The organism is Mycobacterium persicum, assembly GCF_002086915.1.
Taxonomy (GTDB): domain Bacteria; phylum Actinomycetota; class Actinomycetes; order Mycobacteriales; family Mycobacteriaceae; genus Mycobacterium; species Mycobacterium persicum.
In genome coordinates this window covers 68,232-91,203 of record NZ_MWQA01000001.1, presented here as the reverse complement: position 1 = coordinate 91,203, position 22,972 = coordinate 68,232, and the positions used below count along the sequence as shown (strand labels likewise).

Below are 22,972 nucleotides of genomic sequence, written 5' to 3'. Positions count from 1 at the left end.
AATAGCTCAGCCCGGTGGCACCAGAAAGGGCCAGCAGGAACTTTGCCGTCACCGCCGGCAGCTGGCTCGAATGCGGCGGATGAACACGTTCTAATTCTTGGTGACTACCGCATCCTCAATGCTGAGCCAAGACGTCGACCAGTAGCCGCACCTGACTGTCGAAGACCTGGCCCGGCTCAGTCAGCGTGTCGGCGCCATACTGTCCGAACACCTCCAGGCCGATCGCACCCACCACGGCGGCCCACAGCAAGAAGCACTTGGCGACGACACGGTCATCGCCGGGAAAGTCGAACTCCCGGCGAAGCCGCTCGAAATCCGATGACATCGGCTGGGAAGCAACGTTATTCGTCAAAACGATATCGCCGGTGGCAATTGCCCCCGCAATTGCGTCGAAGAACGCTCGGACCACGCGGGTACCGACACCGACAGTGCGTTCTGGTGGCGCGTGATAGCCGGGGACGGGGCTGCCGTACAGCAGCGCCCACTGCGCCGGGTGCGCAACGGCCCAACAGCGGACCGCATGGGCGATGGCGATAACGTCGTCGCTCCATGAGTCGAGGCCGGCCGCGGCGCGAGCGCGGTCCACGGTGTCGGCCAGATCGGAGTATGCGTCGACAAGCAGCAACGTCAGGAGCTCGTCGCGGCTGGAAACGTACCGATATACCGCGGAGGACACCATGCCCAGCTCGCGGGCAATCGCACGTAGCGATAGCCCGGCTGCGCCGTGATCCACTAGGTGGCGGCGGCCGAGCTCGACGATCTTGGACTCGATCTGCTCCCTGGCCTCCTGACGTTTGCCCACGCCGCAATTCTGACATAACCGAGATCACCGCTCTTGCTTTTGTTTCGGAGTTATGGCAGCGTTTCCAGTATCGAGAGCAGTGCTCTCGGAAGGTTTCACAAGGCTCGAGAGGCTCAAAAGGAGCGCCATGACCACCCGCTACCAAACGCCCACCCGGACCGCCCGTGCCGCGAACACCGCTGTCCGTTGGCTGGCCGAACTCGGGATCGGCATCGCCGGCACCCGGGTGCTGCGCGTCCGGGGCCGCAAGACGGGCAAACTACGCCCCGTGGTGGTCAACCTGCTGACCGTCGACGATGTGGAGTATGTGGTGTCCCCCCGCGGTGACACCCAATGGGCGCGCAATGTCAGAGCGGCAGGTGTCATCGATATGGGTCCGTGTTGGCGTAGCAAGAACGCCACGGTCAGCGAACTGGCCGACGAGGCCAAACCGAAAATCCTCAGCCGCTACCTGGCCAGATGGTATTGGCAGGTCAAAGGGTACGTCGGAGGCTTGACCCCACAATCCGGCGATGACGAGTTGCGCGCGGCGGCACCGATGATCCCGGTGTTTGCCCTGGGCAAGGCCGACGGCTAGTTGGCGGCGGGGACGCCGAGATCCTGACGGAGCTGATCAGAGGCCGCTTGCCAGGAGACGGCGGCGGGATATTGCCCCCAAACGCTGTTGAAGATTCCGATGAGCTGTCCGGGCCCGTTGCCGATCAAATACACCGGTCCACCGGAATCGCCCTTCTGGCTGGCGACACCCCCGGTCATGGTGAACCACCCGTTGTTGACACTGTCGACGGTTCCGCAGGTTTCCCCGGTGCTGATGCCGAAATGGCAAACCGCTTGGCCCGGTTGGGCGACCACGCCGGGCCGCGACGTCAACTGCCGTCCGCCCGGCAGGACGTCGCTCACCCTGACGCCGTCGACCAGTGCAATCGCCTCGTAGTCGTCGATCGACTGGTCGGTGGCCACCGTGGAACCGCTCGGGGTGTTGTCACGAAACGCCCGCAAGTGCCCGATGACGTTGTTGTCGCGGTCGCTGACTGCTCCCTCACCCCGGCAGTGACCTGCGCTGAAAGCCATGTGCAGTTTGGTGTCCACATACGCCAAAGTGCAGATGTGGATATCCTGGTGGATTTCCATGCCCGGGAACACCAGCGGCGGCTCCGCATAGGCGGTCGGAGGCAGCCCGCACGCCAGCGCCGCGACAGTAGCCGATACCGCGAATGCGCGCAGTGCCAGGCGGCGCACCATGGACTCCATCCTTTCAGGGCCGGCATGCCGACCGGAATCTGAAATTACGGCGTACCCGACGGAATATTTTTCGTTATCGCCGCCGCCCGCGTTACCTTGACCGGCGGAGCGCCGCTACCGCGACGAGGCGACAGCCACGGCACCATCGGCCGCGGTGGCCGCCATGCGCGGCTGCCAGCCCGGAGGGCCGAAGACGTAGCCGAGCCGATCACGCAGCCGCGTCGCTGATCGGCAGTCGCGCGCAATCGCCAGGTATTCGTAGGTCTGCAGTTTCCAGATATTGAACGTGTTTACCTGCTTGGTCAGGCCATAATGGGGGCGGAAAACCTCGGCCTGGAAACTGCCGAACAGCCGATCCCAGATGATCAGGATGCCGCCGTAGTTCCTGTCCAGGTAGATCTGGTCCATCCCATGGTGTACTCGGTGATGCGACGGCGTGTTGAAAATGAACTCGAACCACCGCGGCAGCTTGTCGATCCGTTCGGTGTGCACCCAGAACTGGTAGATCAGGCTCACCGAGAAGGCGAAGAACACCATCCAGGGCGGTACGCCCACGAGCGGCAACGGCACCCACATCAGGATCTCGCCGCTGTTGTTCCACTTCTGGCGGAGCGCGGTGGCAAAGTTGAAGTATTCGCTCGAGTGGTGGGCTTGATGGGTGGCCCAGATCAACCGGACCCGGTGGGCGATCCGGTGATAAGTGTAATAAAGCACGTCGACACCGACGATGGCAATCACCCAGGTGTACCACTGGCCCGCCGAAAGGTGCCACGGGGCAACATAGGCATAGATTGCCGCGTAGCCCAGCAACGCCAGGCCCTTCCACCCTGCGGTGGTGGCAATCGAAACCAGGCCCATCGAGATGCTTGCCAAGGAATCACGGGTGAGGTAAGCGCCGGTGACCGGCCTGGGCCTTTCAGTGGCGCCCGCCTCGATTCGTTCCAGTTTGCGGGCGGCCGTCCATTCGAGGGCCAAAAGAAAGAGAAAAAAAGGAATGGCGAACAACGCCGGATCCCGCAACTCCGCGGGTAGCACGGACCAGAAGCCCGTCAAAGCACTCACGTGAGACAGACTACTGATAATCCAGTCGGTGGCCCAAGGATCGCTGCGCCCGCGGCCGGAAATGGATTCGGCTCGAGCTAGCCGATCGCCTTCGAGATCGCATCCCGGGCGCGGTCGAGCAGCGACGCGAACGGTCCAACGGCAAAATTCAGCTTCGCCGACTCCACGCCGGGGTGTGGCCTCGTCGGTGCGAGGGCCTCGGCCACTTGGACCGCCTTTGTCATGCGCTGACGCTCGCCGGCGTCGAGTTCCCGCTGCAATGTGGTGAACTCTTCGTTCTCCTCACGTTCGGCATGTTCGACCACCGCCTGCCGCAGCTTGGTGAGCTCGTCGATGAACTCCTGCGATGCGATGTCCAACTTTTCAATGCTCGACAGCAGCTTCTTGGCCTCGTGCTCTTCTCGTAGTCGCTCATCCGCGATGTCGTCACCGGCAGCCACCTCACGACGGACCCGGGGATGAATGATCATCTCTTCGGCGGTCTCGTGCACCGCCAAGAGCTGGCGCAAATCGTGAAAGGCGGTCTCGCGGGCTTTGTGGTCCGACGCGTGCAGCACGTCGTCGAACATGTCGTTGATCAGATCGTGCTGGGCTTTGAGAAACTTGACCACTTCTTGTGGCGTCTCGACAAGCATTTCGGCCATGCGACAGGACCTCCGGTGTGATGGGATTCGCGCTGTGGGCTGTGCGCGCATCAACTGGCCGAATACCCGCAGCGAGACCGGCCGAAACGGTCAAGCGCTCGATTCTGATCGACGGAGGTTACCCGGGTGGATGCTCTCGACCGGCCGCTGAGCCACTGCGATGTCAGCCCGGATGCCTCAGGCGCGGACCGGTTGACCCGCGTAGTGGTGATCGGCTCTGGGTTCGCGGGACTGTGGGCGGCATTGGGCGCTGCCCGACGACTCGATCAGCTCGCCGTCCCGCCGGGGACGGTGGACATCACGGTGTTAAGCGACAAACCGTTCCACGACATCAGGGTGCGCAACTACGAAGCCGACCTGAGTGCCTGCCGGATCCCACTCGCCGACGTGCTCGATCCGGCTGGCGTTGCCCATGTCACCGCGAACGTGACCGGAATCGATGCCGGCGCACGCAAGGTCACCACGTCGAGTGGCCAGACATACCGCTACGACCGATTAGTGCTCGCGGCGGGTAGTCGGCTGGTCAAGCCCGAGGTACCGGGTCTGCGCGAGTTCGGATTCGATGTCGATACCTACGACGACGCAATCCGGCTGCAGCACCAGATCAAAAAGCTCGCCGATGGCCCGGCGACGGCCGCGGCCGCGACCGTGGTGGTAGTCGGTGCGGGACTGACCGGTATCGAGACAGCCTGTGAGATGCCGAGCCGGCTGAGGGCGTTATTCGTCGGAAGTTCGGTGGCCCCCCGGGTGGTGCTGGTTGACCATAACCCGTTCGTCGGCTCCGATATGGGCGGCTCAGCGCGGCCGGTGATCGAGCAAGCCCTGGCAGACAACGGCGTCGAGACCAGGACCGCGGTCAGCGTGGCGAAGATCAGTGCATCCGGCGTATCGCTGTCGTCGGGTGAGCATATCGCCGCGGCCACCGTCGTGTGGTGCGCCGGCATGCGGGCCAATTCGCTTGCCGGGCAACTACCGGCGATCCGCGATCGACTGGGTCGTGTCACGGTCGACGACTACCTGCGGGTGGTGGGCGTACCGGCCGTCTTTGCTGCCGGTGATGTAGCCGTTGCCGAGGTCGATGACGAGCACGTGTCGGTGATGTCGTGTCAGCACGGACGGCCGATGGGCCGCTACGCCGGCTACAACGTGATCAGCGACCTGTTCGGCGAGCCGTTGTTGACGTTTCGAATCCCTTGGTATGTCACGGTTCTCGACTTGGGACCAGCGGGCGCCGTGTACACCGAAGGGTGGGATCGCGAAGTGGTGTCGTGTGGCGCCGAGGCCAAGGCGACCAAACAGACGATCAACACCCGGCGGATCTACCCGCCGCTGACCCGAAACCGCGCCGACCTGCTGGCCGCCGCCGCGCCAGAATTGCAGGCCCGGCCGTGAGCAGTCCCCGCTTGGACGTCGAATCAGTCCGACGGCGACATCGGCAACATCGGATTGGTTTGTTCGCCGGCATACCAGTGCACTGCGAATATGCCCGGTTGCAAGGATAGTTCGGCCACCAACCGCTCCAGCTTGGCCGGGGTGTGGCCGTCCATCAGCAGGTGAGCGGTCAACGCGATGTTGTCGTCGGTGGCTGTGCCGGTGTGGATTCCGCGCAGCGTGATGTCGTTTCGAGCCGTGTGTTGCACGATCTGAGCGCGCACATATTTCGCGGACTTGGGGCGGCAGAGCACCTGCAGCTGGTAGGGCCGCAGGCCTTCGTCTTCTTCGACGGTGTTGTCGTGGTCGATCAGCCGCCCCAGCGGGCGGCCGAAGAGATGGATGGTGACGACGGTGGCGGTGGCGATCAACGCGAACACCAAATGTCCAGAGGCGGCGAGCACACCGACTGCAGCTGAGCACCACAGGGTGGCAGCGGTGTTGAGGCCGCGCACGTTGAAGCCCTCCCGCAGAATCACCCCACCACCCAGAAACCCGATGCCCGACACCACATACGACGCGACCCGGGTCGGACTGCTGTCCTCGGTGGCGGCCGCATACAACACGAAAAGGGTCGCTCCGGTGGCCACCAGAGCATTGGTACGCAGTCCGGCCATGCGCGCCCGCCACTGCCGCTCGAGGCCGATCAGGGCCCCACAGCCAACGCCGACGGCGAGCCGGAGCGTGAATTCGGCGATGCTCAGGTTCTGCACGGCACTGCGTTCCCTTCTGTCCCGGCGCGAGGCGACGGCAGCTAAGCATATGGTGGTTAACGATGGGTGGCGAGCCGGCGAACCGGTTGCATTGCGGCGCTGACCAACACGCGAAATATGCTGGACCTCAAGCAATTTGAATCCCGGGCAAGGCCGCGTAAGGCGCATGCATAGTTGGCCGGAGCGGCATGGGCCGTGGCGGCCGGGCCCCCACCGGGGCTCCTCGCTCAGCCCCGTATCAGACGTGGCTCAAATGATGCGGGCAGTAGTATTTCGCTGAAATCACCGCGAATTGCGATGCGGCTTCCATATCGAATCCGGGATTGCGGACCTTGACTTCGTGGACCACTTCCAGTCCCGCTTCGCCGTTGTCCAGGCACCCGCATACCGCCTGGGCGGATCCGATGACTGCCGCCGGACTGGTATAAGTGATGCCGGCTTGTTGCAGCGCGGCCAGGAAGCCCGCGTCGTCGGCGCCGCTGGGCTCCTGCGGATCGGCATGGGCAGGCGCCGTGAGGCCGACCATGGCCGCCAGGGTTAGTAGCGCTAGCAGCTTCTTCATGATTTCCATTCCTCCGTCCCCGGCAGTCTTGCGGTTGCCCGGTCCTGACTTCGACTCCCGAACTGCCCTGTCCGGTAACGTTTTTGACTACGCCTCTGCTAGGCCCTGGCATCACGGTTGATCACCTGTATAGCTCCAGCCACGTGTCAGCCCAACTGTGAATCCGAGGGCACCACTTTGGGTTTGTCGCCCTTGGACAGGTGCACGGCGTGGATGCCCGGTTTCTTCGCCAGTTGCTCGAGCAGGCTGTCAAGGCCTTCAGGGTCGACGCTGTGATGCTGGACGCTTTCGGGCTTCTCCGATATCTGCGCGACCAGACGCTTGAGTTTGTCCGGCGAAGTGGCGTCCTTGAGGCCTTTGAACGGGGCGATACGGCCGCGGACGCCGGTGCCGCTGACGGCGCTGGGAGCGCCGGCGCCGAGGGCGCTTCCGAGCATGCCCGCTAGCGCCGTCGAGCTGAGTAGCCCTCCCTCGCCGAGGGCGGCAGCCGGCACGGCCTCCGGACCGGCGGCCGATAATGCGGCCGCCACGGTCCTGATAGCGGGGGTGGCCGTCGCCCAGCTGGGGGGAACGCTTAAGGACCCGACGAGCGTGCCGCGCCCCCAATGCGCCGTCACATCGCCCGATGTCGCGCCGGTCAGCCAGCCCCGGCCCCAGTGTGGCGCCAGTCCAAGCCCGGCGCCCAGCCCCTCTTTCGGGAACTCGCCGAGCCCACCGGCAGCCGAATGCGGGCCGAACTTGAGGAACTGCGATACGGGGAAGTTCACCAGCAAACCGATATCGTTGAATCCCGTGGTAAAACCCAGCGGACCCCTGATGGCGAGAAACAGGCGGACATAATCCGCGGCTGCGGTTGGTCCGAAGATGCCGTTCACCAGGTCGTTCATCGCCTTTGTGTAGGCGGTGCTGAGGTCGGCACCCAGTTGCAGCAACCACGAAATCGGATCGGCCGAGGCCAGCACCGACTGCGCGGCAGTGCCGGCCGAGGTTCCGGCGGCTTGGGCCGCCGCAGCGGCTTGGCCGGCCAGTCCGGCCGCGTTGGCGACTTGGGGCGGCTCGGTGAACGGCGTCAGCTGGCCGGCAGTCGCCGAGGAGCCGGCGTAGCTGTCCATCGCGACGGCGTCTTGGACCCACATCTGGCCGTATTGCGCCTCGGTCGCAGCGATCGCCGGGGTGTTTTGGCCGAAGATGTTGGTCGCCACCAGCGACGCCAGTTGGCTGCGGTTGGCCGCGATCTCCACCGGCGGCACATGTGCGGCGAACGCTGTTTCGTAGACGCTGGCCGCCGTGGCGGCCTGGGCGGCCGCGTGCGCGGCCTGGGCGGCGGTGCCTTGCAGCCAGGTCACATACGGCGCGGCCGCGGCCGCCATGGCCAGCGCCGACGGACCTGCCCACGGCCCGCTGGTCAGGCTGTCGATGACCGATGAGCACGCTGCAGCGGTGGATTGTAATTCGGCGGCCAGCGCGTCCCAGGCCGCCGCGGCCGCACGCATCGGGCCCGACCCGGGACCGGTGTACATCCGCCCCGAATTGATCTCCGGTGGAAGTGCTGCGTAGAACACGTCTCTACCCCTTACCTGGCCGGGTGCTTTGAGTGGCCCTAGCTGGGCTATGGCCCGTCGTTGCGCCGATCATCACCGTCACCGCCGTCATTCGTCGAGCGCCGGGATCACGATGATGGTGGCGGTGGCGGGGTCTGCGCCGGCGACAACGCCGCCCAATGAACTTGCCGTACCAGTGCCTGCGGAGCCAAACGTGGTAGCAGCCAGGGCGCGGCCGGCCAGGCTCGACAGGGCCATCTGGCCGAATACCCCTGCCTCGCCGGAAAATGCCGCGGCCGGGGCGGCGGCCAAGTTGGTGGGCAGCAGCGAGGAGACCAGTCGCATCGCGGGGGCAGCTTGCGTCCACCCCTGCGGCACCGACATGCTGCCCACCAGGGCCGCCCGCCCCATCGCCCCGCTGACCGGTCCACCACTACCTGCGCTGCTGGAGGTCAGGTTTGCGCCCAGCGAATCAGCGATCGGCGCCAGGGCCCCGGTGATGGGCTTGGCGGGGGCGAAAAAGGCCTGCAAACCCTGGCCATTCTGGGCGTAGGCATAGACCTGTCCGAAGGACAGGAACGGGCCGCCCGGAATGGCAGCGAGGCCCTGCAGCGAATATGGCCCGTTGAGGGCCGCCATGATGATGTTCCAGTTATCGATATCGGTTACCAGCCATGGCGGCAACGCCGGCAGCGGGAATATGGATCCCGGCAACGCCGGCGCCGCCGTCGGCAACGACGTGGTCGAGGCGAGGCTTTGCAACGCATTTGGCACCGAGGCGATCAGCTGGGACAGCTGGGGCGTGATGTCTGAGGCCGCAGCAGTGCCGGTTGCCGGTGCCACCGCGGCGGATTGGACCGCCGCTGCCGACGGGTTTGTGGTCGGTGGCGGCTCGGTAAACGGCGTCAGCTGAGCGGCCGTGGCGGAGGAGCTGGCGTAGGCATACATCGCGGCGGCGTCTTGGGCCCACATTTCCAGGTATTCGGCCTCGGTGGCCGCGATCGCCGGAGTGTTCTGCCCGAAAATGTTGGTGGCGATCAACGTCATCAGCAGCGCTCGGTTGGCGGCGATCACCGGCGGCGGCACCGTCGCCGCGAACGCCGTCTCATAGGCGGCGGCGGCCACCGTCGCCTGGGCGGCGGCTTGCTCTGCTTGAACCCCCGTCGAGTGGATCCAGGCCAGGTACGGCGCGACCGCGGCTGCCATCGCGATGGACGACGGGCCCGTCCACGGTCCCACGGTCAGACTCTCGACAATCGACCGATACGAGGCGGCCACGGACTGCAACTCGGCGGCCAACTCCTCCCAGGCCGCGGCCGCGGCCAACATCGGACCAGCACCCGCCCCGACGTACATCCGCCCCGAGTTGATCTCCGGCGGAAGCGCCCCAAAATCTATCATTTGCTGCCTCCGGTTCTTCGCTGCCCGCCATAGTAATCACGGCCGTGTAGTTCCGTACGCGAGTTAGGTCAGCTCTTACCGAACTCATTATTCATCCCCGTCGACCACTGCACGTTTGATTCCCCGTGATTGACGCCGATCTGGGCTGTCCCGGTGTGAATCTTCTGCTGGTCAAGGTGCGCCACCAGCGCGATTGTGGCGGCCCCTAATCCGGCCATCACCGTCACCCTGCACAATAATTATTTGCATTACGTTCCCGGCGTGTAATCATGACGTTAAAAGTAACTGTCACCGCATCGTTGATCGCTGGAAAACTCTCAGCTTAGCTATCACTTCAGCCGTCCAGATCACCCAGTGAGCGCCCGCGGCTATTGGCCCGAAGAACAATGAATTAAACGGTTAGATCACTCCATGCGCAACACCGGCAAAACCGTGAACAGAGGGAATCCGGCGATATTGTACGTATGTCGGTCAAAACGATTGGCCACTATTGCCGAGGAGCATCGACATGCCACCTGAATCACCAAATTATGATTTCTACCCAATCGTATCGCCCCGGAAATCAAAGACCGCAAATAATTGGATCATTACGCGGCATTCTTGGGGTAAACGCCGCCTCGCGACCTCCTGGACTTGATCCTGCTGGCAAGAAATCGATTGCTAGTTCGTCAGCAACTGAATGTCATGTCACCCGGCGGCGACTGACTGGAGTCCATCGCGCACCACCGCCGCGGCTCGGTAGACCGACCACCTTCCTGGGCCCCATGGTGTGCCAGGTGTCAGGTCGGTGACGTGGACGTCCACCGACCTGACCTCTGATCGCCATGACGTGCTCCTGTTTGCTGAAATAGAGGACGTTACCGGTGACCTCGGGAACGTACTGGAAATTTCGCTGTCACTCCGCTGGGTGGTTGCTGGAGAATCCCTGAAAGGTTGAAGGTCGCGTCGCCCTGAGGGGCAAACCCCTGCATCGGGTGCGCGCCGATGCACCGATGACTAGCCCGCGGCGGGAGGTCGCGCGACAAAGGTGGGGCGGAAGCCGTACTGGGGTACAGCACGTCCGAAGGGCTGACCGGCCATATTGCCGAACGGCATACCGGGCATTCCGGCCGCCACCGCCGGCGGAGGTGCGACCATCGGCGTGCCTCCCAAGGCCGAACCCAGCGGGCTGTGCAGTGGCGCGGCCGCGGTCCACGCCGGCGGTACCGACAGCTTGCCGACAATGCCCGCGTTGCCCAAACCGGCCGAAACGGCGCTTCCGAGGCTGCCAGCGGACGCAACCGGGCCCGCCGCCAGCCCACTGCCGACTCCAGCGGCGGCCGCACTCGCATCCTGAGCCGCATCCGCAGCTACTGCGCCGGCCAGCACGCTAGCCATGAAGGGGGCAAACGTGCTACCTGGGACGAAGAGCCCAGTCGACGTGATGGTATTCCAGACATTCGCGTTGGGCCCCCAGACGTTCCACAGGGTCTGCCACCAAGCAGGTCCAGATCCGGTGAGCAGGTCCCAGATCACCTGTAGCCATGATGTGCTGTTTGGTCCCGAAAGTCCCTGCAAAGCACTAGGAACCATGGAAATCAGCCCGGACAGCGTGCTCGACTGATTGCCGGCCGAGTTGCCGGACGCCTCGGTGACCGCAGCCGCCTGGGCCGCCAGCCCGCTGGGGTTGGTCGCCTGCTGAGGCTCCACGAACGGGCTCAGCTGAGTGGCGGCAGCCGAGGATCCGGCGTAGCCGTACATCGCCATGGCATCTTGGGCCCACATTTCGGTGTACTGTGCCTCGGTCGCTGCAATGGCGGGGGTGTTCTGGCCCAGGATATTTGTGGCGATCAAGGCCATCAGTTGAGCACGGTTGGCCGCGATCACCGGCGGAGGGACAGTCGCGGCGAAAGCGGCTTCGTAGGCTCCCGCGGCTGCCTCGGCTTGTACCGCGGTCTGTTCTGCCTGGACCGCGGTGGTGTTCATCCACGCCACGTAGGGGGCGGCGGCGGCTGCCATCGATGCCGATGCCGGTCCGTACCATTCTTCCCCTGTGAGCGCCGCGAGCACCGAATGATAAGACAGCGCGGTGGCGCGTAATTCCGCGGCCAAGCTCTTCCAGGCTGATGCCGCGGCAATCATCGGGCCCGAGCCGGGCCCCGAATACATGCGAGCGGAATTGATTTCGGGTGGCAGCATCGCAAAGTCCAGAGCGACGGTCATCGCTGGCCTCTTTTCTCATCGGCTGTGGTAGTGCTGTCGGCGCCGGTGGCCGCAACTGAACCGGCGCCGGAACCCGAAGTCGCGGTACCTGATCGGTGGACTGCCGTCATCTGTGCGGCCACCCCCAGATCCGGACTCGGGCATTGAATCGTGTTGTGCTCGAGTGTGATTCGTCGCTTGCAGGCGTTGTCCTCCGAAGTGGCAATGGGCAGTTGCCGGATGCGGGTGCGGTGTTCGGGTGGCACGGCGCCGGGGGCCCTAGACGGCACAGCTGCACGGGCGATCGCAAACGACATCGAACTACTCCAGGACGAAGGACCCAACCCGGATCAATGGTGCTTTTCGCACGCTCTATCGCCACGTCTCCGAAATGCGGAGCCGGGCAACGTAGAGAATCAGGCGAACCCGTTCAGCAGGCGAAAAAGGCGCCGGGGTCGGATCGGAACGAAATGCTCGTCGGACTCGGATACGGACTATCGCCGGGACTCATCTCGCTCTCACCTCCTCAGGGCCAGGGCACACGGGGATGCCAGGCAAACTGCACACGGGTGAGAGCCCAGCAGAACAACTGGGCACGGCACCCCTCTCGTCAGAGCTTTGGCACCACACGGCGTATCCAGCTAGCCAAAGCCGGAAGCCACTTGGGCTCAACCCTTAAGCCGGGAAGAGCTGTCCTGACCCTGGGCGTCTTTCGACGTTCGAGGTCAGTGGCCTGTATCCGTGCAGACGCCTCACCTAGCGAGGTGCATGCAAGGGCAATGGTGACACTTGTGGCGATGGGAGTCAACCCAACCCGCCGATAACGGCAATACCCTGCTGGTTAGACAGCCGGCAACTATTCGTCGTATCAGGTGGCGGTATGGCAACTCACGCATATTGCGGTGACCGGTCAAGCCGGCCGTACCGATGTCTGGTCGCAAACCGCCTGTGCGACAAGGCATCCCGGAACACTCAGGGCTGCGCTGGCGATATCCTGGCGACAACGCCGATGATGACGAGCCGGACCAACTGCCCCGGCCAGGATCCGGGTCTCGTTGCGGGACACCGGCACCGGAGCCTTGTGGACCGGCCGGCACCTGGGCGTCCTTGCCTGCGAACTTCACCGCGAACATCGGCCTCGTCGTCAGCCCGCGGCGGGGGGCCGGGACATAATCGTCGGCCTGAACCCGTACCGGGGGCCGCTGCCGAAGCTGTGTCCGTAAACACCTGGGGCGGGCATCCCGGGCACGCCAGGTGTGCCGGCTGCGGCGTCGGGGACACTGGCCGTGCTGGTCCAACCACCACCCGGGGCGGCGGCACCGGCGTGGTTCACCACCTGGGTGGCCGCCGTCCAGCTCTCCGGCACGGACAATCGACCGACCAGCGCCGCGCGATTGAGCCCGGTCACAACGCTGCTCACACTTGTCGGCGCCGGCGCCGGGGCCGACGTCGAGGCCAATGCGGGGAAGTTGAAATGGCCGCTGTCGGGTGGCGAGATGACCGGCAGCCCGCCGGCCTGCAGCGAATTGAGGTCGGCCATTGCCCCGGTGATTGCCGGGGTGATCAGGTCCGGACTTACGTACCCGGCTGAAGTGAAGCCGTTGACCAGCGAGGAGTTGAGAAAGATTCCGTAGGGGTTGCCGTCGTTGCCGTCCAGGAAATTCAAGATATCGGCGAGTATGCCGCCTGGCACCGGAAGGGCGGCCGCAGGATTGGCGGCTGCAGCGCCCGATAGGGCCGACGCCGGCGACGCGAGTCCTTGGAGCGCAGACGGCACTGCCGACATCAATTGCGGCAGCTCCGACTGTGTCAGTGTGCCCGCCGCACTGCCCGCCGCTTGTGCGACGGCCGCTGCCTGGCCGGCCGGCCCAACTGGGTTCGTAGTCTGCGCCGGCTCGGTAAACGGTGTCAGCGTCGCGGCCGCCGCGGCGCCGGCAGCGTAGCCATACATCGCCGCCGCATCCTGCGCCCACATTTCGCCGTACTCGGCCTCGGTGGCCGCGATCGCGGGTGTGTTCTGGCCGAAGATATTGGTGGCGACCAGCATCATCAACCGAGCTCGGTTGGCCGCGACAACAGCCGGCGGCACCGTCATCGCAAAAGCGGCCTCGAATGCACCCGCCGCCGCTGCTGCCTGAGCGGCAGTCTGCTCGGCCTGGATGCCCGTGATGCTCATCCACCCCATGTATGGGGTGACTGCGGCCGCCATCGATGCCGATGCGGGCCCCAGCCAGCCTTCGCCGGTCAGCTCCGAGATCACTGCGTCGTATGAGGCTGCCGTCGAACGCAGTTCCGCTGCCAGCCCATCCCAGGCCGCGACAGCAGCCAGCAGGGGCGCCGATCCCGGTCCCGAATACATCCGCAGCGAATTGACTTCCGGTGGAAGCGCTCCGAAATCCATCGCCTTCACCTCCCTTAACCGACTAGGGCTTCGGTGGCCGCGTGGGCGGCATCGGTCGTGGTGTGGCGACCAACGTCCTTCGGCGTGGCGGCCGTGCGCGATTTGTGATCAGTGGCAGCCTCCACGACTGCTCGTTGCTCGTGGGCGGCGAATCGTGTTGCGCTCACCGCGGTTACGTCGCCGGCGGTGGTGTGCAGCGATTCCGGTTGTGTGCCAAGCAAATACATCGGACTTTCTCCTCTTGGGGGATAGTCCAACCCGGCTACGGAGCCTCGCCGCTGTGGGTGGTGTCGGGGTGTTACCGAGAGCACGTACGTGTTACGTAGCGCGCGCCGGGGTACTCGGCGCCAGCCGATTCAGACGGCGGACAAAGCGCCGTGACCAGATCGGGGTGAGTGGTCATAACTTTCATGGGGCACGCGATTGATCGGGTCCGTTCAGCCCACCTCCTGTCACGATCGGGGCACGTCGGGGTGCCACAGTGGTAGCAATATCCCGGATGAAGTCACCCTCGCGAATTTGCCAGGAGCGCCACCCCGGTCGTCCGAGCTTTTAGCACCACACAGCGTATCCGGCCACAGCCGCCCCGGAAGCCAGTTGGACCTAACCCATAGGGGTAGCATCGGGAAAATCTCGACCCGCTTACCGGCGGCGTGGGTCAATATCCTTTTTCCGTGCGGAAACGCAAGCTCACACCGGTACCGCCGTCCGGCAGTGGTACCCCGGGCAGTGGGTCACCGTCGTCGTTCCACGGCGGGGTGACTCAGCAGACAGGTCGAGCTTTCCCGCACGGGAATCCGGTTACGATGGCGGCACGCTGGGCTAGTGTCCGGGTCGTAAGGTTAGCTGTTGGCGGCCAACCAGACGGCTACATCTCGGCTAACTCGTCGTCTTCTTCTCCGCCACTGCAGCGCTGAGGCCTTCGGCAAGGTCCTCGCGGGTCAGCTCCTTGAATCGGAGCATCTGGTGCTCGCTGAAATCGGTCAGATCGCTGTTCAGTACAGCATCCAGATCTGCGTCGTCCAAGCGGAAACTACGGTGATCACGGGCTTTCTCGACGACATTGCGCACGAAGCCGGCGTTGCCGAGCATGTCGATGCCCCGGATCAGATCACCGTCTTCGGAGTAGGTCTGGTCGTTGTAGAACTTGGTGTACGACGGCAGTAACACCTGGGCTGCCGCGTCGGTGATGACGTCTTCGTTCTCCTGGCCCATCAACCGGGTCAGCGCGATCAATTCTTGCGGGGTATAGCTGAAGAACTCGATTACGGTCGAAAACCGCCGTCGCAGACCCTGATTCACTTCGAGCATCTTCTCCATCGCCTTGGCATAACCGGCGCCGAAGACCACGAGCTCGTCGCGGTGGTTCTCCATGTAAATCAGCAGGGTGTTGATGATCGCGTTGCCGTAGGGATCACCCTGGGAATAGCCACGCTCGTGCAGAGTGTGCATCTCGTCGAAGAAAACCGCGCCACCCAGCGCACCCTCGAGCATTTCTTCGGTGTTCTTCTCCGCATCGGCCATGTACCGGCCCAACAACTTGGTACGACTGGTCTCCACCACCAGCGGCTTGCGCAATACCGTCAACCCGCAGAGCTGCTTGGTGAATGCCCTTGCCACCGAAGTCTTTCCAGTACCCGGCGGCCCCAATAACAAGGTGTGACGCGATGTCACCGGGACGGGAAGCCCCATCTTGGCCCGCGCCAAGTTCACCTTGGTCGTCGCCTTGATGAGTTTGATTTCTTTCTTGGCCTTTTCCATGCCGAGCATCGCATTCAGCTCGGCGTCCCCTTCAGCCAAATACTTCGCGGCCATCTCGGCATGGCGAGCAGCCTCAGTTTGGGCGCGGGTCGGCGCACTATCCGGATCCCACGGATCTTTGCGCGCCTCAATCGTTTCCGGATCGGTCAGTACCAGCCGGAAGTTGGGATTGTCCAGAGCCTCGCGGGCCGGGGTGAACTTGGGGTCGCGCGAATACACCCGGCGCAACAGTTCAACGGCTTCCTCCTCGCGGCCGACATGCCGCAAGCACATGCCCTGCGTGTAGAGCGCAATGTTGGCCGCACCGGGCACCCGGTCCCCTTCAATGGCTTCTTGCGCTCGCCGGAACGCCTCCTCGAACACGCCCAGTGACGCCAACGCGGTGGTGGCCATCGCCGCGCCGGCGGCCTTCAGTTCCGGGTGACGCCAGGGCGTTGCCTCGGGAAACTGGTTGAGCACATCGGGCCAGCGTTTGGTGCGGAAGTAGAGCACGCCCCGCACATAGCTGACCAGCTCGGTGTCGAAAGGATGGCGGGGGTCGGTGGCGTCGAGTAGTTCGGCCGCCTCCTGGTAACGCCTGTTCTCGGCGAGGACCGCAGCGTATGCGCATGCCAGCGAATCAACGCTGGTGACGGCCAGCCGCAGAAACAACCCGTCGGAGACCTCGGGACGGAACTGTAGGTCCGTCACGCCGAGACGGCGGGTCTCCCAACCGAATGTCCTGACCGCCGCCCAGGCGCCGGCGAGCACCTCGATGCTCTGGTCGCCGGCGAGGATCCGGGCCAGCCAGGCATCGCACATGCCCGGATCCAATTTGGTGGCGGTGGTGAACATTTGCGCTGCCACTTGTGGGTTGTGGCTGGGCTGCAGGCTATTGACCGAGATTCCAGAGGCGAGCAGACCGGCGACCAGGGCGTTGCGGGCATCTTCAGCGGTTGACTGCGGGCGAGTCATTGCCCTGCGGGCGAGCTCGTTGCGTGCTCCTGTACTTGATCCACAGGCAGTTCAAGCTCGTCGTAGTCACGCAGTTCGCGACTGGGCACGACCAGTCGGGAACGTTTCCCCGGCACCGGCAGGCTCGCGCGCACGGCCGCCAACTGACGCCCGGTGAGGCGGTTGAGCCCCGGCGTGAGCTCCTTGGGCAGACGTGAATCGCTGTGATAGCGAACCCACGCCGACATCTGCGGCCGACCGGCTCGCATCGTCAGCCGTACCGTGATCACAGTGGCGCCCACTTCCGGGGTGTCAGGCAACCACAGGTGGTCCAGCGCATCGGAACTGATATCTGACGGCGTCACCCAGAAACTGGTGACGAATCCGTTGAAATGCTTGAGACGACGCCAACCCGGCCGGCTCCAGGTTGGCTCCAAATCTGCCAACACCGCGCTGTCTACCTCGGCCAACTCATCAGCGGTCAGCGGCCGCGCGGCACAGGTTTGACCGTCCAGATCCTGAACCAGCCGCTCGGTAGCCGCAACCAAAGTCGCGGCCAACGAATCACGGGAGGCGACCGCGGCCACGTTGCGCTGCGGATCCATCCGTAACACCAACCAGGTACGGCGCCGGTTGGCGGCGGGTTTGTCCCCCACCATTCCCCAGTCCTCAGGACCCCACTCGTCCAACGAAGCCGACGCTTTGGCGGCCTCGGCGCCGCCGCGCACTTCCACCGACACGATGTCGATGCCATCGAGTTGGATGTCGAATTGTCGCAAGTTTTCAGCAACCGCGCTCACCGGCAACACCGCCGACTGCGAGGTCCGATGACGATGTCGGCCAGGCTGGTCGCCCTCACCACCGTCGACCTCGATCACCGTGACCAACTGGCCCTGATATTCACGCACTCCGACGGTGTCACGTCCGAAGTGGCGCTGGTGATCGATCGCCGGCGTACATCCCGCGCCCAGTGCCGTACCCGGATCGGCCGACCAGTCCCACACCCAGGTGGCGATACCCGAGGTCACGGTGATCCCGTGATAAGTGACGATCGACAACAGTGTCAGCACCACCGCAAGGCCCACCCCGACCCACCATGCGACGCGGTACTGGCCTTGCCATGAGTCCGGGAAGTGGCTGGCGACCACGAGTATGACCACGTCGGCCAGGAACACCGTCGTCAACCGCGGCCACGACAAAGCTAACCCGAACCTATGCTGAGCCTTCATCGCTGCTTCCGTGATCGTCGCATCAATGTCGCCGTACCGAACACCGCACCGCCTATCAGTAGCGCCCCGGTCAATCCCCCGGCCGCCACCCAAACCGGAACCATATTGCGTTCGGTGGGTGGTTTCGGCAGCGCCAGTGGCGCTGACAGTTGCTTCGGCGGCTGGACAGGCCCTTCTGGCACATCCCAGGTCAGGGCTGCCACCGGGTCCACCACACCGTAGCCGACCTGGTTGTCCACACCGCGGGCGGGCGGCCTGGCGGTGTGAATCAATCGGTTCTTGATCTGGTAGGCCGACAATTCGGGGTACTTCGCCCGGACCAGGGCCACTACTCCGGACACGATCGCGGCGGAGAAACTGGTGCCGGCCGGAACCAGCAACGTGTTGTCCGGGCCGTCAATCGCGTTGATCAAGCCGTCGTCTCTCGGCGAAAGGCCGACGACGTCGGTCCCCGGTGCGGCAATCGAGACCCATGGCCCCGCGATGCTCATTTGACTCATCGGCTGACCATTGGCGTCGACTGCGCCGACCGTCAGGACGTAGTCGCTGAACCACGACGGGGTCACCACCGTGGTGACCGCGTTCCAGTCACGGGGATCGCTGGGCTGCAACGGATCGAAAACCGGGTTCTGCTTGCAATCCTTCTTGCTGCTGTCGCCGGCCGCGGCCACGATGACCGCGTTCTTGTCGACTGCCGCGTAATGGACCGCCGCACCCAACACCCGTTGATCGATCACATTGCGCGCGCTCATGCAGGTCACGTCGGAGATGTTGATCACCGAAGCACCCATATTGGCAGCATGCACGATCGCTCGCGCCATGGTCTGGACATTGTCGATCTTTTGTGCCGTCTGCGGATCTTCATCGCCGGTGTACGGGTCTTTCAGGCCGAAGGCCTGACTTGATTGGCGGATGGAAATCAGTTCGACATCCGGGGCGATTCCACTGAATGCATCGGGCGGCGGAGCTGGTGCGGGCGGCGGGTCGAGCGGACGCGGACGGCTCGTGTTGTCGACACCAACTACCCGCCGGCCACCGGAGTAGCTCGGGATGGTTACGGTTCCACCACCGTGGGTTCCTGCCGGAGCTTGACCCGGAGCCTGACCTGGAGCCGCCGGAGGCACCGGCCCCGGCGCCGGGGCGGCACCCGGGGCCCCCTCCTCCGACGGTGGAGCCGGAACCACGGTGATCGTCTGGGTCTGCGGCGGGACCGGGGACAGCGTCACGGTCTGCGGCGGTGGCGGCTTCTCCGTGGTCGGGATGGTGACGGGCCGGCGCGGAACCGCCGGAGGCGGCGCCGCCCCATTGGCCGGAGCCGCGCCGATCATCGACGCCACGATGGTCCCGTGAGCATCGCAGTCCGACAAGCCGTCACCGCCGGCCATCACGTAGTCGCCGCCGGGAATCAGGTGCGGAAACCTGGGGTGCGGCGTCACGCCGGTGTCGATGACGGCGACTTTCACCCCCTCGCCCCGGCCGAACTGCCATGCCTCGGTGAGGTTCAGCATTTCCATGTATTTGGGGGGCAAGCGGAAGTCGGTGCCGGGCAACGTTCCGACTTCGGTGCAGTAGGAGTTCTGCTTCATCGGGGCGACGGGGCCGGGCGGACCATCAGGTGGCAACGCCGCCGGGTCGATCGTCGGGGGGGAAATCGCATGCGCCGGCGGCAAACCGGCTAGCGCACCCGAGGCAAGCAGAATCGCGGCGACGGCCGCGGCTGGGCCACGACCACGCCGCAACCTGTCGTTACCGGTACCGGATCGCTGCATAGACATTCATCAACCACAATGCCAGCGGGAAGATCGGCATCAAGCACAGATATTCGATCCATTCCACGAACTTGCGGAACAGCGGGCTATAGATGGTGTTGGGCACCACAGCCGCAGCTGTCAGACCCGCGGCCGGCAGCAGCACCAGGATGGCCGCGGCGATCGACACGGACAACGGCGAGGCCAACACCAGCGCATACCGGATAACCACCGCGGCGACGACGATCACGCCGGTGGCGGCCAGGGTGGTCGCCTGCCAGCGGTCGACGTATGAGCGTCCACGCAACAGCAGGAACCCGGCGGCAAATCCGGCAAGCAACAGCGGCAGCCAGCGTTGCCCGGTGTGCGGATTGCACAGCGCGGTCAGACATACCACCATCAGGACGCCGAGCCCCACCAGTAGGCCGCTCAGGAATGACCGGGCACGTTCGGCCTGCAGCACCACATCGCGTACCGACGCCGGCCCTTCGAGGGTCGCCGGACCACCACCGGACCTCACCACCGTGGTGGGCAGGTCGGGACGGGCCTCGAAGACCCACCTGCTGGTGGCGGACGGGAACACGGGCAGCCGGATCCCGGCCAGCCGCCGTGACAGCGCCGGAGCCGCGTGATAGAGCAGGACGCTGGCCAGCACCGTGCTACTGAACAACGTCACCGCACTGGCTGCCGCGACCATCCGGGCCAGACCCGCAAGCGTCGCCACCGCGCTGATGGTGACGATCGCGGTGTAGATCCCAAGCCGGCGACCGGTAAATCGCAGCGCCAACGTGGCGGCGACTGACAGCACCCCGAAACCCAGCACCGCTTGCGGCGACCCGACCGGACCGGGAGGCGCCGCCGCGGCGGCCACTGCCAGTGGAGCGAGACCGCTCATCAGCATGATGTCGGCAACACGGCGATCCGGGTCAGTCTTGGCGCGCATCAACAGCAGCAGCGACACCGCCAACACCAGTACGGCGACCACTGACGCGAAAATGGTGGTCAACCACGTGTTGTGGTGCCACCTCCACCAGCCGAGTACTCCTGATGCCAGGACGACGCCGATGGCCACCATCGAAGCCCCGACCTGGACGGCGACAACCGGGTCGATCGAGGCGAATCGCTTGCTGAGATTGGACGCAACCGCTGTGGAGATGTGCTCGATGACTTGCGACCGCTTCTCGGTGTCCGGGATGAAACGGATCCACAGCCGGTCGCCGTCATAGACCTCTTGTTCGGTCAACGACTGCGTGGCCCGCAACGGCGAGCCATCGACCAGACACAACGCCCACCGGCCGCGGCCGGTGGCCTCGAGGGGAGGCTCGCCAAGCTCTCGGAGCCTACTGTTCACCACTTTCAACAGCGGTTCGGTCATCACCGAAACCGGGGCGTTGGCATCCAGCAGCACGCCGATCTGGACGCCGACACCGGCCATGATGCCGACGACGACTGATCGGGGCGACGAGACGCCCTCGATTTCGGTCTGTGGCGCATCAGCTACTGCGGTCATCGTCCTGTACCCCCTGCCGTGGCGAACGTGGTAGCCCATGACTTCAGCCGCGCCCGGGGCACCGTCGGTGTACTCACCGAGGCGTCACCCCAGGTGAGTTGCGGATCGACCAACTCCGAATTCATTTGCCTCGCCTCGCGACTAAATGGTTGTGGTTGACGTTTGCTTTCAATTTTTGCAGCCGCTACCAGAGCAGTATGCCCGGTCCGCATCTGGCTCGCATTCTATGTTTGAAAGCGTTGTAACACTTCGTTATTGGTAACAGCGTTGTTAAACCCTGCTGTGTGTTTTCCACTCGCCGTACGGCAGCGTGTCCAACACGGTCTTCACCCCGACTTGCACCAATTGCGGGGTTGCCGGGCAGATAGCCAGCCACGCCTCCCCGGAGCCCGCGGTTCGCGCCTGCTGGTAGAGCGCGATGCGCCCACCAGATCCGTCCTTAAGAGACAGCACCGAGGCGCTCGGACCCTTGGCATCGTCTCGGTACTGCCGCGCATAAACCGCGACCTCGGCTGCAGGATCGGATAATGCCTGGCCCAGCGCGGCCACCGTGGAGGCGCTGATACCCATTCGCCGGAGGTCCCCGCCGGAAAAGACGTTGAAGCCGGATTCCTGCCATGACTTGGTGGCCTCCAGCATCTCCTCCAAAGGCACGTTGACCGCATTGATCGCAGCTGGGTCGGCGTGGTGAATCGATTCCAGCCCGTCTATCACCAGTGCGGCGATCGATGCGCTGTCGGTTACCGAGACGTCGTCGACGGTGATGTCGTTGCCCACCCGCACCGCGGACACCCAGTGTTGGCCTCGGCGGGCCAGCACTACCCGGAATTCGTTGTCCGGAATGTCGCGCGAACCGGGCGGCTGGTTCTCGTCATCGACTACCCCGTACAGCAACTTGCCTCGGGAAAGCAGGGCGACGACCTCGAGGTCGGGCGCGGCGAGCACCCTCATTCGGGCTGCTACCTGTTCGTTGACCGTGTCTCCGACGACAATGCCCTGCTCGCGCATGACCGCCATTCCGGGATGCTCATTCAGCCAGTCGTTGTTGTCGGTGGATACGTACGGCCGGCACCGCAGTTCGGGCGCAACGTGCCGGATATCCAGTAGCGCCTGGAGCATCCAGAAGCCGTCGACGTTGACGGTGATATCGGTGCGCGTGCTCTGTTGATCCATGCCTAACCTCAGGGGTTTTCAGTTGTTCGACTGCAGGTCAACTGCAGGACACGGCAGCACACCCGGTAGTTGGTGTGCTGCCGCGCCTGAAGTTCGTTTTTAGGCCCAGCTGGAGCCGACGGCGCTGTCGGTCTGCGCCATGTTGCTGCCGGCGGCCTGGACCTTCTGACCGTGGGCGTTGGCCTGCTCGTAGATCACCTGGAAGTTGCGACCCAACTGGGTGATGAACTCCTGGCAGGCCACCGAACCGGCGCCGCCCCAGAAGTCGCCGGCAGCCAGCACATCGCGAACGATGGCCTGGTGCTCGGCCTCGAGCGACGCCGCCTGGGCACGAATCGTGGCGCCGTGGGCGTCGACATCGCCGAACTGGTAATTGATGGTCATTGTGGTGTTCTCCTAACCAGTGAAAGCGTACGCAGCTGTGGCTTTGGGCGCTAGCTGCTGAGGATCTGCTGGGAGGCCTGCTCTTGCTGCTCGTAGTTGTTGGCGTCGCGGATCAGCCCGTCACGCACTCCGTGCAGCATGTTCACAATGTTGCGGAAGGCCTGGTTCATCTGGCCCATGGTGTCCAGCGAGGTGGCCTCGGCCAGACCGCTCCAGCCCGCGCCGGAGATGTTCTGCGAGGACGCCCACATCCG

20 protein-coding genes and 1 riboswitch are annotated in these 22,972 nt (G+C 64.5%); of the genes, 2 read left to right on the top strand and 18 right to left on the bottom strand.

Going from position 1 to position 22,972, the window contains the following annotated elements; genetic code table 11:
- Positions 1-115 precede the first annotated feature (115 nt).
- The gene (locus B4U45_RS00410; RefSeq protein WP_075546617.1) at positions 116-802 is read right to left on the bottom strand and encodes a TetR/AcrR family transcriptional regulator; all 687 of its coding nucleotides are present in this window, start codon (positions 800-802) and stop codon (positions 116-118) included.
- A gap of 127 nt (positions 803-929) precedes the next feature.
- Between B4U45_RS00410 and B4U45_RS00405 the strand changes: the two genes are divergently transcribed.
- Positions 930-1,379, top strand: a complete 450-nt coding sequence (locus B4U45_RS00405) for a nitroreductase/quinone reductase family protein (protein WP_075546618.1) — start codon at positions 930-932, stop codon at positions 1,377-1,379.
- Here B4U45_RS00405 and B4U45_RS00400 read toward each other — a convergent pair.
- From B4U45_RS00400 to B4U45_RS00390, 3 genes are all read right to left on the bottom strand, one after another.
- On the bottom strand, positions 1,376-2,044 hold the full coding sequence (locus B4U45_RS00400; protein WP_075546636.1) for an Rv1815 family serine proteinase: 669 nt from the start codon (positions 2,042-2,044) through the stop codon (positions 1,376-1,378). The two genes, B4U45_RS00405 and B4U45_RS00400, sit on opposite strands and share 4 nt — an antisense overlap.
- A 114-nt stretch (positions 2,045-2,158) precedes the next feature.
- The gene (locus B4U45_RS00395; protein WP_075546619.1) at positions 2,159-3,106 is read right to left on the bottom strand and encodes a sterol desaturase family protein; all 948 of its coding nucleotides are present in this window, start codon (positions 3,104-3,106) and stop codon (positions 2,159-2,161) included.
- Between the two features lie 77 nt (positions 3,107-3,183).
- Positions 3,184-3,750 carry a hemerythrin domain-containing protein gene (locus tag B4U45_RS00390; protein WP_075546620.1) on the bottom strand — a complete coding sequence of 189 codons (567 nt, stop codon included), beginning with the start codon at positions 3,748-3,750 and terminating at the stop codon, positions 3,184-3,186.
- A gap of 192 nt (positions 3,751-3,942) precedes the next feature.
- Here B4U45_RS00390 and B4U45_RS00385 point away from each other — a divergent pair, with 192 nt between their 5' ends.
- Complete coding sequence (locus tag B4U45_RS00385) at positions 3,943-5,142, top strand: NAD(P)/FAD-dependent oxidoreductase (protein WP_075546637.1); 1,200 nt, start codon at positions 3,943-3,945, stop codon at positions 5,140-5,142.
- Between the two features lie 23 nt (positions 5,143-5,165).
- On the opposite strand, the gene B4U45_RS00380 is transcribed toward B4U45_RS00385, so the two are convergent.
- The 14 genes from B4U45_RS00380 to B4U45_RS00315 form a co-directional block, all read right to left on the bottom strand.
- Entirely contained in the window at positions 5,166-5,894 is a 729-nt protein-coding gene (locus B4U45_RS00380) for an MgtC/SapB family protein (protein ID WP_036403108.1), read from the bottom strand.
- A 238-nt stretch (positions 5,895-6,132) separates the two neighbouring features.
- A complete protein-coding gene (locus B4U45_RS00375; RefSeq protein ID WP_075546638.1) occupies positions 6,133-6,456 on the bottom strand; it encodes a DUF732 domain-containing protein in 324 nt (107 codons plus the stop codon).
- A 146-nt stretch (positions 6,457-6,602) separates the two neighbouring features.
- Positions 6,603-8,018 (bottom strand): PPE family protein, encoded by a 1,416-nt coding sequence (locus tag B4U45_RS00370; RefSeq protein WP_075546621.1) that lies wholly within the window; start codon positions 8,016-8,018, stop codon positions 6,603-6,605.
- 87 nt (positions 8,019-8,105) lie between these two features.
- Positions 8,106-9,398 (bottom strand): PPE family protein, encoded by a 1,293-nt coding sequence (locus B4U45_RS00365; protein ID WP_122526449.1) that lies wholly within the window; start codon positions 9,396-9,398, stop codon positions 8,106-8,108.
- Between the two features lie 68 nt (positions 9,399-9,466).
- Positions 9,467-9,625, bottom strand: coding sequence for a hypothetical protein (locus tag B4U45_RS00360; protein WP_158006328.1), 159 nt, complete (start codon positions 9,623-9,625; stop codon positions 9,467-9,469).
- Between the two features lie 769 nt (positions 9,626-10,394).
- Positions 10,395-11,600, bottom strand: coding sequence for a PPE family protein (locus B4U45_RS00355; protein ID WP_075546623.1), 1,206 nt, complete (start codon positions 11,598-11,600; stop codon positions 10,395-10,397).
- A 574-nt stretch (positions 11,601-12,174) separates the two neighbouring features.
- Positions 12,175-12,350: riboswitch (M-box (ykoK) riboswitch) on the bottom strand.
- A gap of 373 nt (positions 12,351-12,723) precedes the next feature.
- Positions 12,724-13,980: a PPE family protein gene (locus B4U45_RS00350; RefSeq protein WP_075546624.1), complete on the bottom strand. Its 1,257-nt coding sequence runs from the start codon at positions 13,978-13,980 to the stop codon at positions 12,724-12,726.
- Positions 13,981-14,859: 879 nt separating this feature from the next.
- Positions 14,860-16,695 (bottom strand): type VII secretion AAA-ATPase EccA, encoded by a 1,836-nt coding sequence (eccA, locus tag B4U45_RS00345; RefSeq protein WP_075546626.1) that lies wholly within the window; start codon positions 16,693-16,695, stop codon positions 14,860-14,862.
- A complete protein-coding gene (eccE, locus tag B4U45_RS00340) occupies positions 16,692-17,903 on the bottom strand; it encodes a type VII secretion protein EccE (RefSeq protein ID WP_075546627.1) in 1,212 nt (403 codons plus the stop codon). Before eccE ends, eccA begins: the two co-directional genes overlap by 4 nt.
- Positions 17,900-19,672, bottom strand: coding sequence for a type VII secretion-associated serine protease mycosin (mycP, locus tag B4U45_RS00335; protein WP_075546628.1), 1,773 nt, complete (start codon positions 19,670-19,672; stop codon positions 17,900-17,902). Before mycP ends, eccE begins: the two co-directional genes overlap by 4 nt.
- Positions 19,650-21,161 (bottom strand): type VII secretion integral membrane protein EccD, encoded by a 1,512-nt coding sequence (gene eccD, locus B4U45_RS00330; RefSeq protein ID WP_075546629.1) that lies wholly within the window; start codon positions 21,159-21,161, stop codon positions 19,650-19,652. Before eccD ends, mycP begins: the two co-directional genes overlap by 23 nt.
- Before the next feature lie 270 nt (positions 21,162-21,431).
- Positions 21,432-22,334 (bottom strand): ESX secretion-associated protein EspG, encoded by a 903-nt coding sequence (locus B4U45_RS00325; protein ID WP_023363995.1) that lies wholly within the window; start codon positions 22,332-22,334, stop codon positions 21,432-21,434.
- Positions 22,335-22,433: 99 nt separating this feature from the next.
- Positions 22,434-22,718 carry a WXG100 family type VII secretion target gene (locus tag B4U45_RS00320; protein ID WP_023363993.1) on the bottom strand — a complete coding sequence of 95 codons (285 nt, stop codon included), beginning with the start codon at positions 22,716-22,718 and terminating at the stop codon, positions 22,434-22,436.
- A gap of 50 nt (positions 22,719-22,768) precedes the next feature.
- A partial coding sequence (locus B4U45_RS00315; protein WP_219859280.1) for a WXG100 family type VII secretion target occupies positions 22,769-22,972 on the bottom strand: 204 nt, incomplete at its 5' end.

Coding starts and splice junctions, on each gene's coding strand:
- B4U45_RS00325 (WP_023363995.1), bottom strand. CDS start 22,334: ATGGATCAACAGAGCACGCGCACCGATATCACCGTCAACGTCGACGGC.
- mycP (WP_075546628.1), bottom strand. CDS start 19,672: ATGCAGCGATCCGGTACCGGTAACGACAGGTTGCGGCGTGGTCGTGGC.
- B4U45_RS00375 (WP_075546638.1), bottom strand. CDS start 6,456: ATGAAGAAGCTGCTAGCGCTACTAACCCTGGCGGCCATGGTCGGCCTC.
- B4U45_RS00400 (WP_075546636.1), bottom strand. CDS start 2,044: ATGGTGCGCCGCCTGGCACTGCGCGCATTCGCGGTATCGGCTACTGTC.
- B4U45_RS00350 (WP_075546624.1), bottom strand. CDS start 13,980: ATGGATTTCGGAGCGCTTCCACCGGAAGTCAATTCGCTGCGGATGTAT.
- eccA (WP_075546626.1), bottom strand. CDS start 16,695: ATGACTCGCCCGCAGTCAACCGCTGAAGATGCCCGCAACGCCCTGGTC.
- B4U45_RS00405 (WP_075546618.1), top strand. CDS start 930: ATGACCACCCGCTACCAAACGCCCACCCGGACCGCCCGTGCCGCGAAC.
- eccD (WP_075546629.1), bottom strand. CDS start 21,161: ATGACCGCAGTAGCTGATGCGCCACAGACCGAAATCGAGGGCGTCTCG.
- B4U45_RS00320 (WP_023363993.1), bottom strand. CDS start 22,718: ATGACCATCAATTACCAGTTCGGCGATGTCGACGCCCACGGCGCCACG.
- B4U45_RS00355 (WP_075546623.1), bottom strand. CDS start 11,600: ATGACCGTCGCTCTGGACTTTGCGATGCTGCCACCCGAAATCAATTCC.
- B4U45_RS00390 (WP_075546620.1), bottom strand. CDS start 3,750: ATGGCCGAAATGCTTGTCGAGACGCCACAAGAAGTGGTCAAGTTTCTC.
- eccE (WP_075546627.1), bottom strand. CDS start 17,903: ATGAAGGCTCAGCATAGGTTCGGGTTAGCTTTGTCGTGGCCGCGGTTG.
- B4U45_RS00365 (WP_122526449.1), bottom strand. CDS start 9,398: ATGATAGATTTTGGGGCGCTTCCGCCGGAGATCAACTCGGGGCGGATG.